This window comes from Candidatus Synechococcus spongiarum, assembly GCF_900047545.1.
GTDB classification, from domain to species: domain Bacteria; phylum Cyanobacteriota; class Cyanobacteriia; order PCC-6307; family Cyanobiaceae; genus Synechococcus_B; species Synechococcus_B spongiarum_C.
The window spans coordinates 1-11,626 of sequence record NZ_FITM01000001.1; the positions used below are offsets into that span (position 1 = coordinate 1).

Sequence of the window (11,626 nt, forward strand, 5' to 3'; positions counted from 1 at the left end):
ATCATCAGCACACCGAACCAGCCCACGTAGAGGCGGTTGTCGGTGCTGGTCACCCACTGGCAAAATCGCTGCCAGTTGCCAACTGAACCACTGCTGCGAATGACGGTTGTCATGAGTGCGGTCAGATGTAGGAAAAACCGCCACAGGGGCGGCAAGCCAAGGCTAAGAAGTCTGGCCCTCCAGGGCACAACAGTTAACGCTTCTTAAACCTTGAGAAGACTACGGGTCCGGTAACTGGGGCGATGGGTTGTGGCGACCCCTTCGCAGCAGTCCATGCTTTGGCGCAAAGACCATGGCCATGACAAACAGCAGGGTTTGCACCACCACGATGCAACCCGCTGGCGACGCATCGGACCAGTAACTCAGATAGGCCCCCAGCAGGCTGGAGAGGATACCCGATGCCACCGCAAGCACACCCATGGTGCCAAAGGAGTCCGTCAGCAGGTAGGCCGTGGCTCCGGGAGTCACCAGCATGGCCACCACAAGGATGATCCCCACGGTCTGCAGGCCCGCCACCGCCGCCAGGGACAGACTGGACAGCAGCAGATAGTACAGAAATCCCGTGGACATGCCGATGGATCGGGCATGGGTGGGATCAAAGCAGAACAGCACCAGATCACGACGAAACACCATCAGTATCACCAGCACCAATGCGGAAATCACAAGGGTTTGCTGGAAGTCCTGGGGACGAATGCCCAGCACGTTGCCAAAGAGGATGTGCATCAGATCCAGACTGCTGCGCACCTTGGACACCAGAATCAGGCCCAGGGCAAAGAAACCCGTAAACACCAGGCCGATCACCGTGTCTTCCTTCACACGGGTGCTCTGTTTGATGAGGCCGATCACCGCCACGGAGCCCACCCCGAAGACAAACGCGCCCACGGCAAGAGGTAAGCCCAGGGCATAGGCAATGACCACGCCTGGCAGCACGGCATGGGAGACGGCATCCCCCATCAAGGCCCATCCCTTGAGGGTCATGAAGCAGGAGAGCAGGGCACACACCCCCCCCACCACGGCACTGATCAGCAGCGCCTTCACCATGAAGACATGCTGGAGCGGCTCCAGCAGCCAACTGACGGGATCCATCAACCCTATCCCCCTTCTTACAGTCTGCACCCAAAGGTGCGCGCCAGGTTTTCCCGCGTGAACACTTCGCTGGTCTCCCCGTAGGCCAGGACGGTTTTATTGATCAGCACCACTTGGTCGCAAAAACCGGTGACATGATCCATGTCGTGAGTGGAGATCAGCAAGGTGCGTCCTTCACCCCGAAAGCCCATGAACAACTGAGCCATCAGCTTCTCCGTGCGCACGTCCACGCCGTTGAAGGGCTCGTCCAGCAGCAGCACCGAAGCCCCTTGGGCCAAAGCTCTGGCCAGGAAGGCCCGCTTGCGTTGACCGCCGGAAAGCTCGCCGATCTGCCGCTGCCTCAGGTTCCAGAGCTCCACCAGCTCCAGGCTGCGGTGCACGGCTTCGTGGTCCCGGCGCCGTGGATTGCGCAGTAGGCCCATGGATCCGTAGCGTCCCATCATGACCACGTCGGTGACGTTGAGGGGGAAATCCCAGTCCACGCTTTCCGCCTGGGGCACATAGGCCACAACCTGACGGCGCTGGGCCTGGGCCACGGACTGGCCGTTGATGTAAATGGTTCCTGTAGAAGGGCGCACAAAGCCCATCAAGGCCTTGAACAGGGTGGACTTGCCCGCGCCGTTCATACCTACCAGGCCGCAAATGGTACCCCGATTGAGCCGTAAGCTGGCCTTGGAAAGAGCAACCACTCCGGCGTAGCTCACGCTCAGGTTCTCCACCACAATGTGGGGCGGTTCCGTGGCGCCAGGGGTGGTGGTCATGGTGAGTCTTGCAGGAGGCCGTCCATCAGGATGCGGATGTTGTGGCGTTGCAACTCCAAAAGCGTAGGGGCAGGTCCTTCGGGGCCAGAGAGGGAGTCCACGTAAAACACGCCAGCCAGACGGGACCCGGTGGCGGCTGCCACCTCCTCCTGGGCAGTGCTGCTCACCGTGCTTTCACAAAACACTGCCGGCAGTTGGCGCTCTTCCACCAGGCGAATGACCCCCGCCAGCCGCTGCGCCGTCACCTCGGAGTCCCCGTTCACGGGCCAGAGATAGGCTTCGTCCAGGCCATAGTCCCGGGCCAGATAACTGAAGGCCCCCTCACAGGTCACCAGCAGGCGCCGCTCCTCCGGTAAGCGGGCGATGGTCTGGCGCAACTCCTCATCCAGTTGCAGCAGTTGTCGGTTGTAGGCTGCTGCGCTGGCGGCAAAGTCCTCCCCGTGCTCTGGCGCAATCTTCGTGAAGGCCTGGCGCAGATTCTCCACGTACACCATGGCCAGACGGGGTGACATCCAGGCATGGGGATTGGGACGACCAGCAACCGCGGCGTCATCGATGGACAGTGGTTCAATGCCCTGGGTAAGGGTCACCCGCGGGATGTGGTCAGGCAAATTGATGTAGAAGCGCTCCCGCCAACTCTCCATATTGAGGCCGTTATCCACAATCAGCACCGCCCCCGCCGCCTGCCGCAGGTCACTGGGTGTGGGTTCATAGCTGTGAACCTCGGCGCCCGACTTGATGAGGGAGGTCACCTCTAGGTGGTCTCCTGCCACAGCCTGGGCCATATCGGCCAGGATGGTGAAGCTGGCCAGCACTTTGGGGCGGCTGGTGTCCTGCTGGCGCACCGGTTGGGCGGCTGTGCAGCCCACCAGTCCCACGAGGGCAACCGCCACCATCAGGGATACAGGCTTCCCAAGCACCCCAAGCCACAAAAGATGGGAAGACCGATGTGGTGTCATCTCAGTCTTCTGGGGGATCCAGTTCCCGGGCAACCTATCCTTCCATGGTGCTGGACTCGACCTAACCAGTGGCGGGGTGGGCAAAGATGGGCCGTGTGGTAAGTTGTCCCGAGACTTTCGCCGTCCAGTTTCGGCAAGGAATGGAGTGAGAGCCGGAGATGGCAATCAATGAAGACCTGGGCCTGGGGCTGCAAGAGTATCCCCGGGACCACCCCCCTGGTGTTGAGCGCCGCACGGCGCGGCGTTTGTCTGGAGAGCGGTCGAGCCGCTCTCCGGGCCGTGAGCAGGGGTCCCTGCGCATCCGCTTAAGCGACAACGAACTGCGGGCAGCCCGGTTGATCCAGGAGCGTTTCCAATTGCGCTCCACCGTGGCGGCGTTGGGACTTTGCCTGCGGACCATGGCCCAAATGGTGGAGCAAGGTCAGCTCAGTGAGGAGAACCTGGCCACCCAGCTCCCCCAACATAGTGGTCCCGGTCATCATGGCGGCAGACAACAGCCAAAAAACCAGGCACCGGCCATACGCCCCGATCCCCTGGCCCGCCCCATCAAACAGGAACCCAAGCCTCCGGAGGACGATCAGCCGCCCAACCCCGCTGCAGAAGGTCATCCTTTGACGGACGATGATCCCACTGCAGACTCCCTACAGCCGGAAGAGGCGTGATGGAGCGTAAGCGGGTTCTCTCGGGAGTCCAGCCCACGGGTGTACTGCACCTGGGCAATTGGCTGGGGGCAATCCGCAATTGGGTGGAGTTGCAACATCAGCACGACACCTTCTTCTGTGTGGTGGACCTGCACGCCATCACCGTTCCCCATGATCCAGCCCTGCTGGCGCACCAGACCCGGCAAACTGCAGCCCTCTACCTGGCCTGTGGCATTGACCCTCAATTGGCCACGGTGTTTGTCCAGAGCCATGTGCCAGCCCACAGTGAACTGTGCTGGCTGTTGAACTGCATAACCCCGCTCAATTGGCTGGAGCGCATGATCCAATTCAAGGAGAAGGCCAACAAACAGGGCAGTCAAACCTCCGTGGGTCTCTTGGACTATCCGGTGCTCATGGCCGCAGACATTCTCCTCTATAACGCCGACCTGGTACCTGTCGGCGAAGACCAGAAGCAACACCTGGAATTGGCCCGCAATATTGCCCAGCAGCGCTTGAATACACGGTTTGCCCCCCATAGGGAGACCATTCTCAACGTGCCCGAGCCGTTGATCTTTCCGGAGGGGGCACGGGTGATGAGTTTGACCGACGGCCGCAACAAGATGAGCAAGAGTGATCCCAACGACAACAGCCGCATCAACCTGCTGGATGCTCCGGAGGTGGTGCGCAAAAAGATCAAGCGGGCCAAGACCGATGCAGCCACAGGTTTGACCTTTGACGACCCGGAGCGACCGGAAGCAAGCAATCTACTGGCGCTCTATGCCCTCCTCAGTGGTGGCAGTCGCGCCGCGGCGGCTGAAGAGTGTGGCCAGATGGGCTGGGGACAATTCAAGGGGATGCTCAGTGAGGTGGTGGTTGACGCCCTGCGCCCCATTCAGCAGCGCCATGGGGAACTCATGGGGGATCCCGCCGTCCTGGATCGTGTCTTGAGCCAGGGGCGGCAGCGGGCGGAACCGGTAGCCAAGGCCTCCCTGGAGCGGGTGCGCACGGCCCTGGGTCTGGTGCCTCGCAACCTGGAGTTGTCCTGACGTCCTGAGGCGTTGTTGACAAACTCGCCATCCTGGCGTGGATTTAGGATTACACAATCAAAATCCCCACAATTAGGGTTCACTTCTCAAATCGGACATTTTACGATTCGTCTTAGAGAAATTCAGCCAGGCTTTATGGCTGTGTCCTTCTCTTTGCGCCCCATGGGCCTATGCACGCCTCCCCAAGGCCTCCTTTTGTCCTTTCTGGGAACTGTTGCCCTGACCTCCACCTCACCCTCTGCCTTTGCCCAAGCTTTTCCTCTTTCCCGCACCCTGACAGCACTTCATCATCCCCAGTCGGCCACCGTGGCCAACGCAGCCACTCCCCGCTACCTGGACGACATCAGCAATGGCATGGAAGCCCTCCTGCGCACCATCCGCTTTGCAGAAGGAACCTGGAGGGGTGGTGCCGAGGCTGGCTATCAGGTGATCTACGGAGGGCGTCTCATCTCCGAGGTGATCCCTGGCTCCGATCCCTTCTCGAAGCACCCCGACCACGTTGTCCGCACACAAACCGCCCTCAACAGTAGTGCTGCCGGTGCTTACCAGTTCATGCCTGCAACCTGGGAGACAGTTTCAGGCTGGCTGGGAATCAGGGATTTCTCCCCCCTCCGGCAAGACCAAGTGGCCCACCGGTTGATTCGCCTCCGCCTCAGCGACGCGGAAGAGGCCAACGTTAATCGGGGCATCCTCACCCGTGAAGCTCTGCACCAGTTGGCCCCGGAATGGGCTTCCCTGCCCACCCACTCAGGAGGCAGCTACTACGGCTACGGCCAGTCCGTGAAGTCCTGGAGCCATTTGAAGGCCTTCTACGACCAGCAGTTGGAATTGCTGCGCATTCAGACGGAGGTCTAAACTGGCCAGCCTGGGTTGAGGCCGCCCCTTCACGCCTGCACCAAAGGAAGAGGGGCGTGACCATCAAGGCTCCCGATAAATGATTCGTCCCTCCAGGTCATTGGTGACGTGGAGGCAATCTTCCTTCATCAAGTTCTCCAACTCCAGGCGGATCGCCTCAGGAGAATGCCCCAGCTCCAACACGGCGTCATTGAAGGTAAAACCCCGCACACCCCGATGTCTGGCCAAGGCAAGGACACCCTGCCCCAGGGCCATCGGCGGCTGGCTCTTCTGCCCCACGGCTAACCGGTTAAACGACCGCACTTGTTCAGGGATGAGAAACAGATCCACAAGGCTGCCCATGCCGCAGAGCCCAGCCGTGAACAGCCAAATCAGTCCTGTTCCCCAGCGTCCCGTGTAGAACCTGTGCAACCCCGCCACACCCAACATGGATGCAGCCCAGAGAAGATACGCTATCCCCACACTGCGCTGTTCTTCGCGTGAAGCACGATCTGGAATGTGGTTCATCGGGACTCCATCTGGTCTGCTGCTGAGCTTTGGAGAAGTCTAGATTAGCTTCCGGGCCTGTTCTGCTTTCTGAGGTCATTCATAGTCCGCCCCTGTGTCAACCCCCCCTGCCCCCCTGCACCTGCCCCGCACCAGCGAGAGCGATCAGCTGCTGCGGATCCGCCACAGTTGCAGCCACGTCATGGCCATGGCGGTGCAACATCTGTTCAAGAACGTTCAGGTGACCATCGGCCCCTGGACAGAGACGGGCTTCTACTACGACTTTGACGCCCCGGAACCCTTCACCTCCCAGGACCTCAAGAAAATTCGCAAGGGCATGCAGAGAATTCTGCGGCAGAATCTCTCCTTTCGTCGCGAAGAGGTGAGTCGCCAAGAAGCCCAACGGCGGATCGAGGCCATCGGCGAGCCCTACAAGCTGGAGATTCTGGCGGACCTGCAGGAGCCCATCACCCTCTACCACCTGGGGGATCAGTGGTGGGATCTGTGTGCAGGTCCCCACGTGGCCACCACCGCCGAGATCAATCCCAATGCCGTGGATCTGGAGACCGTGGCCGGGGCTTACTGGCGGGGGGACGAGACCAGGGCCCAGTTGCAGCGCATCTACGGCACCGTCTTTGAAACCCCGGAACAACTGGCGGAGCACAAGCGCCGCCGGGAGGAAGCACAGCGGCGGGACCATCGGCGCCTGGGCCGGGAGTTGGGCCTGTTCCTTTTCAGTGACAGTGTGGGTCCCGGCCTGCCCCTCTGGACGCCCCGGGGCACCCAGTTGCGCAGCCTGCTGGAGGACTATCTCCGCCAGCAGCAGCAGCGGCGGGGCTATCAGCCCGTGATCACACCCCACATCGCTCGGGTGGATTTGTTTCGCATCTCAGGCCACTGGCAGAACTACAAGGAGGACATGTTCCCGCTCATGGCGGAGAACGACGCTGGGCGCGCCCTGGAGGAGGGCTTCGTGATGAAGCCCATGAACTGCCCCTTTCACATTCAGATTTACAAAGCGGAACTGCGCAGCTACCGGGACCTGCCTTACCGCTTGGCGGAATTCGGCACCGTCTACCGCTATGAGCAGAGCGGGGAGCTGGGGGGGCTCACCCGGGTGCGGGGCTTCACCGTGGACGACAGTCACCTGTTTGTCACCCCGGAGCAGTTGGACGAGGAGTTCCTACAGGTGGTGGATTTGATTCTCACGGTGTTCCAGGATCTGGAGTTGCAAAAATTCAAGGCCCGGCTCAGCTTCCGTGGTCCCGGAAACACCAAAATGATTGGCCGCCCCGAGGCCTGGGATCAGGCGGAAGCCGCCATTCGCCGGGCCGTGGACCATCTGGGCATGGAGAGTGTGGAGGGGCCTGGGGAGGCCGCCTTCTATGGTCCCAAGCTGGACTTCCTCTTCTGTGACGCCCTGGAGCGGGAGTGGCAGTTGGGCACGGTGCAGGTGGACTACAACCTGCCGGAGCGCTTTGATCTGGAGTACGTGGCGCCGGACGGCTCCCGCCAACGGCCCGTGATGTTGCACCGGGCCCCCTTTGGCTCCCTGGAGCGGCTCATCGGCATCCTCATCGAAGAGTATGGGGGAGATCTGCCCTTCTGGCTGGCGCCTGAGCAGATTCGCATCCTGCCGGTGACGGCCGCCGCCTTGACAGCGGCCCGACAGTTGGCCACTCGGTTATGCAGCCAGGGCGTGCGCGCCGCCGTGGAGGCCAGTGGGGAGCGGTTGGGTAAGTTGATTCGCAACGGCGAGACCCGGAAAATTCCCGTGCTGGGCATCCTTGGCGAACAGGAGATGGAGACAGATTCCGTGAGCCTGCGCACCCGGCGGCAGGGGAACCTGGGCGACATGGCCCAAGCCAGGCTAGTTGAGTTGGCCCGGGACGCTGTTGCCAGTCGCCGCGCCACCCTGATGCCATGACCACCACCACGGTGCTGGCGGCCGACGTGGGGGGCACCAAGACCATGCTGGCCTTCTATACCCTCACGGGGGAGGGCCTGTGCCCACAACGGCAACGCCGCTACGTCTCCCGAGAGTGGCCCTGCTTTGACCGGATGCTGGCGGACTTCCTCCAGCGACAGGGTACGGGCAAGGGTCCAATACAGCTTGCTGGTGCCTGCTTTGCCGTGGCGGGACCTGTGCAGCAGGGCCAGGCCCGTCTCACCAACCTGGGTTGGGTGGTGGACCAGCAGCAGTTGGCCCGATCCCTGGGACTCTCTGCGGTGGAGGTGATTAACGACGTTGCTGTGCTGGTCTATGGGCTGCCCCACCTTCAGCCCGCCATGGTGGTGGAACTCCAGGCCGGCGAACCGCAACCCGGTGGAACGGTGGCCGTTTTGGGACTGGGGACAGGGGTGGGCATGGCCATGGGCATCTCCACATCCACCGGGTTGTGCAGTTGCCCCAGCGAAGGGGGACACCAGGAGTTTTCCCCCTGCAACCCACGGGAATGGCAACTGAAGCAGTGGCTGCTGGCGGATCTGGGTCTGGAGCGTCTCTCGCTGGAGCGGGTGGTGAGCGGCACAGGCCTGGGGCATATTGGTCGCTGGTTGCTCAGCACCCATCCAGGTCCCCACCCTCTGACAACCCAATGCATCAACCCGACCGCGGACCTGCCTGGGCGCATTGCTGCTGCTGCTGCCCAGGGAGACTGGCTCTGTCAAGAAGCTCTGGCCCTCTGGACAGAGGCCTGTGGAACTGCCGCGGCCAATCTCCTCCTCACCAGCCTCTGCACAGGAGGACTCTGGCTGGCGGGTGGGGTGACAGCCAAGCAATTGCCCCAACTGCGCTCGCCCCGTTTTCTGCGCCGTCTCCAGAGGATGGGGCGGCTTCAGCCCCTTGCAGCCAAGGTACCCATTCACGCTCTGGTTGCACCGGAGGCCGGCCTGTTCGCTGCAGCTCAGCGAGCCTGTCAGTTGGCCCATTCACCGGCCGGTCCACCATCAACATCCACCGGGCCAGGGCGCGGACCGTGGGGCAACATGGACACTGATTCTTAACAATACCGGGACTGTTGTGTCAGACAACACCTGCGAGCGGTGCGTCATCACCGTACCTGCCACCACTGCTAACATCGGACCCGGCTTCGACTGCCTGGGCGCCGCCTTGCAACTCAACAACCGCTTCAGTCTGCGGCGGCTGACGGGGCAGGACGAGAAGTTTGACCTGGTTGTGGACGGCCCTGAGGGATCCCACCTGCGGGGCGGCAGGGATAACCTGTTCTATCGAGCGGCCCGCTGCGCCTGGGACGCTGCTGGCCATCCTCCCATCCCTCTGGAAGCCAGGATCTCCCTGTCCGCACCCCCTGCCCGCGGCCTGGGCAGCAGTGCCAGCGCCATTGTAGCTGGCCTTTGTGGCGCCAACATCATGATTGGCAAGCCCCTGAGTCGGGAAAAACTGCTGGAGCTGGCCATTGCGGTGGAAGGTCATCCGGATAACGTGGTGCCCTCCCTCCTAGGTGGACTTTGTCTCACATCCCAGGTCGCAAGTCAGCGGTGGCGGGTGGTGTCTTGTCCCTGGCATGAGGGGGTGCGGGCCGTGGTGGCCATCCCCAACCTGCGCCTCTCCACCAGTGAGGCCCGGCGTTCTCTACCCTGGAGCGTTCCCCTACAGGATGCGGTCAGTAACCTCTCTGCCCTCACGGTGCTGCTCTCGGGTTTGCGCAACGGCGACGGCGACTTGATCGGCGACGGCCTCCGCGATAATCTCCATGAGCCCTACCGCTGGCCTCTCATTCCCCACGGTCCTCAGGTGCGGCAGGCGGCCCTGGCGGCCGGTGCATGGGGAGCGGTCATCAGTGGCTCCGGTCCCACCATCCTGGCGCTGAGCAGTCGGGAGGTGGAGGCGAGCGTGGGCGAGGCCATGGTGCAGGCCTGGCAGGAGCAGGAGGTGGAAGCCCACTATCACGCCGTGGGACTCCAGAACTTCCCTGCTGTCTGCCAGGCTGTGGAATGAATTTGGGTATTTATACTCAGAGGCCTGACGGAAGCTGATAGGGTGACCCGTGGTCCCTGTCCTTTGGCAGGGCGGGTCCGTTCTTTTGTTCTGCGGTTTGGCCCATGGTTCCCGCTCTTTCCAGTTCCGCTTTTCCCTGGCTGAGCACCATTGTGCTGTTGCCCCTGCTGGTTGCACTGATCTTGCCGTTGCTGCCAGGGGATCGGGTGGCGGGACCCAGAGCCATTGCCGTCAGCACTTTGACAGCGGATCTGCTGTTGATGGTGCTGGTGTTCAGCCGTCACTTTGTCAGCGAGAGCAGCAGCTTGCAACTGATGGAGCGCATCAGTTGGATTCCGGCCATCGAGCTGGAGTGGTCCCTGGCTGCCGATGGGATATCAGCGCCCCTGGTGGTGCTCAGCGGGCTGGTGACCCTGCTAGCGGCGGTGGCCAGTTGGCCCCTGGTCCGCAAGCCCAGGCTCTACTATGGCCTCCTGCTGGTGCAGGCGTCTGCCCAGGCCATGGTCTTTCTAGCGCAGGACTTCCTGCTGTTCTTCCTGGCCTGGGAGCTGGAGTTGGTGCCTGTCTATCTGCTCATCTCCATCTGGGGCGGCCCCCGTCGGCAATATGCCGCCACCAAATTCATCCTCTACACCGCCCTGGCCTCCCTGCTGATCCTGCTCAGCGGCCTGGTCCTGGCGTTTATGGGGGACGGCTTCAGCCTTGATCTGGCCACCATGGCCAGCCATACTCCCCAGGGCAGCGTGGCCTTGCTGTGTTACCTGGGCTTCCTGGTGGGGTTTGGCGTGAAGCTACCCGTCTTTCCTCTGCACACATGGCTCCCCGATGCCCATGGCGAAGCCAGTGCGCCCATTTCCATGCTGTTGGCGGGTGTGTTGCTGAAGATGGGAGGGTATGCCCTGCTGCGCTTCAACGTGCAGATGCTGCCGGATGCCCACGCCCAGTTGGCGCCGGCACTGATGATTCTGGGCATCGTCAACATCATCTACGGCGCCCTCAACGCCCTGGCTCAAGATAACGTGAAACGGCGGATTGCCTGTAGTTCCATCAGCCACATGGGCTTTGTGCTCCTGGGGTTGGCCACCATCAACAGCCTGGGTTTCAGTGGCGTGATGTTGCAGATGATCAGCCATGGCCTGATTGCAGCAGCCATGTTTTTTGTTACCGGTGTGTTCTATGAGCGCACCCGCACCCTATCCATTCCCAACATGGGGGGGTTGGCCAAGGCCATTCCGGTCACCTTTGCCCTGTTTCTCACCAGCTCCCTGGCCTCCCTGGCCCTGCCGGGCATGAGTGGCTTTGTGAGTGAGATCACCGTCTTTCTGGGGATCACCTCTGCGGATCAGTTCACCACGGCATTCCGGGTGGTGGCGGTGCTGCTGGCGGCGGTGGGCCTGGTGCTGACGCCTGTCTATCTCCTCTCCATGTGCCGCAGGGTGTTTTTCGGGCCGAGGATTCCCGCCTTGGCCCAGGTGGGGGACGCCAGTCCCCGGGAGTTGGTCATTGCCCTCAGTCTGCTGGTCCCCACCTTGGCCATTGGCTTTTGGCCCCAACTGGCCATTGGGCTGTATGAACCCACCACCACGGCCATCACTGAGACTGCGGCGGCGGTGCTTAGTGGCTGAGTTCGTGCTTGTCTATCAAAAATAAAAATTCAAAATTTGGGGATTCAGCATCAGCTAGCTATGCATGGGTCCATTTCATTTCAGCCATAACGTTACGTCTATAATCTACTTTAAAAATATTAACTATTTTGCCACATTCCGATAGTATTTGATTGATTGCTTCTGCTGTCCCGCGACCACCCGAGCTATATAAAACCCGAGTTTTG

At 61.5% G+C, this 11,626-nt stretch carries 11 protein-coding genes and 1 pseudogene; 7 read left to right on the forward strand and 5 right to left on the reverse strand.

Annotation, left to right across the window (positions count from 1 at the left end; translation table 11 throughout):
• The 4 genes and pseudogenes from FLM9_RS07760 to FLM9_RS00015 form a co-directional block, all read right to left on the reverse strand.
• Positions 1-113: pseudogene (locus FLM9_RS07760) on the reverse strand (photosystem II q(b) protein); the annotation flags it as partial.
• A 106-nt stretch (positions 114-219) separates the two neighbouring features.
• Entirely contained in the window at positions 220-1,086 is an 867-nt protein-coding gene (locus tag FLM9_RS00005) for a metal ABC transporter permease (RefSeq protein ID WP_074456671.1), read from the reverse strand.
• A 17-nt stretch (positions 1,087-1,103) separates the two neighbouring features.
• A complete protein-coding gene (locus FLM9_RS00010; protein WP_074456672.1) occupies positions 1,104-1,847 on the reverse strand; it encodes a metal ABC transporter ATP-binding protein in 744 nt (247 codons plus the stop codon).
• Entirely contained in the window at positions 1,844-2,743 is a 900-nt protein-coding gene (locus FLM9_RS00015) for a metal ABC transporter substrate-binding protein (protein WP_257242926.1), read from the reverse strand. Before FLM9_RS00015 ends, FLM9_RS00010 begins: the two co-directional genes overlap by 4 nt.
• A gap of 221 nt (positions 2,744-2,964) precedes the next feature.
• Between FLM9_RS00015 and FLM9_RS00020 the strand changes: the two genes are divergently transcribed.
• From FLM9_RS00020 to FLM9_RS00030, 3 genes are all read left to right on the forward strand, one after another.
• Positions 2,965-3,468 carry a DUF8668 family protein gene (locus FLM9_RS00020; RefSeq protein ID WP_102135436.1) on the forward strand — a complete coding sequence of 168 codons (504 nt, stop codon included), beginning with the start codon at positions 2,965-2,967 and terminating at the stop codon, positions 3,466-3,468.
• Complete coding sequence (gene trpS / locus FLM9_RS00025; RefSeq protein WP_074456674.1) at positions 3,468-4,493, forward strand: tryptophan--tRNA ligase; 1,026 nt, start codon at positions 3,468-3,470, stop codon at positions 4,491-4,493. The genes FLM9_RS00020 and trpS overlap by 1 nt, the downstream gene beginning before the upstream one ends.
• 306 nt (positions 4,494-4,799) lie before the next feature.
• A complete protein-coding gene (locus tag FLM9_RS00030; RefSeq protein ID WP_218969694.1) occupies positions 4,800-5,348 on the forward strand; it encodes a glycoside hydrolase family 24 protein in 549 nt (182 codons plus the stop codon).
• A gap of 63 nt (positions 5,349-5,411) precedes the next feature.
• Here the strand turns inward: FLM9_RS00030 and FLM9_RS00035 are convergent, their stop codons facing one another.
• Positions 5,412-5,855, reverse strand: coding sequence for an NINE protein (locus tag FLM9_RS00035; RefSeq protein WP_074456675.1), 444 nt, complete (start codon positions 5,853-5,855; stop codon positions 5,412-5,414).
• A gap of 94 nt (positions 5,856-5,949) precedes the next feature.
• On the opposite strand from FLM9_RS00035, the gene thrS reads away from it, so the two are divergent.
• The 4 genes from thrS (at position 5,950) to FLM9_RS00055 (ending at position 11,420) form a co-directional block, all read left to right on the forward strand.
• Positions 5,950-7,761, forward strand: coding sequence for a threonine--tRNA ligase (thrS, locus tag FLM9_RS00040; RefSeq protein ID WP_074456676.1), 1,812 nt, complete (start codon positions 5,950-5,952; stop codon positions 7,759-7,761).
• Positions 7,758-8,840, forward strand: a complete 1,083-nt coding sequence (locus FLM9_RS00045) for a glucokinase (RefSeq protein WP_074456677.1) — start codon at positions 7,758-7,760, stop codon at positions 8,838-8,840. The genes thrS and FLM9_RS00045 overlap by 4 nt, the downstream gene beginning before the upstream one ends.
• Before the next feature lie 16 nt (positions 8,841-8,856).
• Entirely contained in the window at positions 8,857-9,795 is a 939-nt protein-coding gene (gene thrB, locus FLM9_RS00050; protein WP_074456678.1) for a homoserine kinase, read from the forward strand.
• A 104-nt stretch (positions 9,796-9,899) separates the two neighbouring features.
• Positions 9,900-11,420 carry an NAD(P)H-quinone oxidoreductase subunit 4 gene (locus tag FLM9_RS00055; RefSeq protein WP_074456679.1) on the forward strand — a complete coding sequence of 507 codons (1,521 nt, stop codon included), beginning with the start codon at positions 9,900-9,902 and terminating at the stop codon, positions 11,418-11,420.
• Positions 11,421-11,626 lie beyond the last annotated feature (206 nt).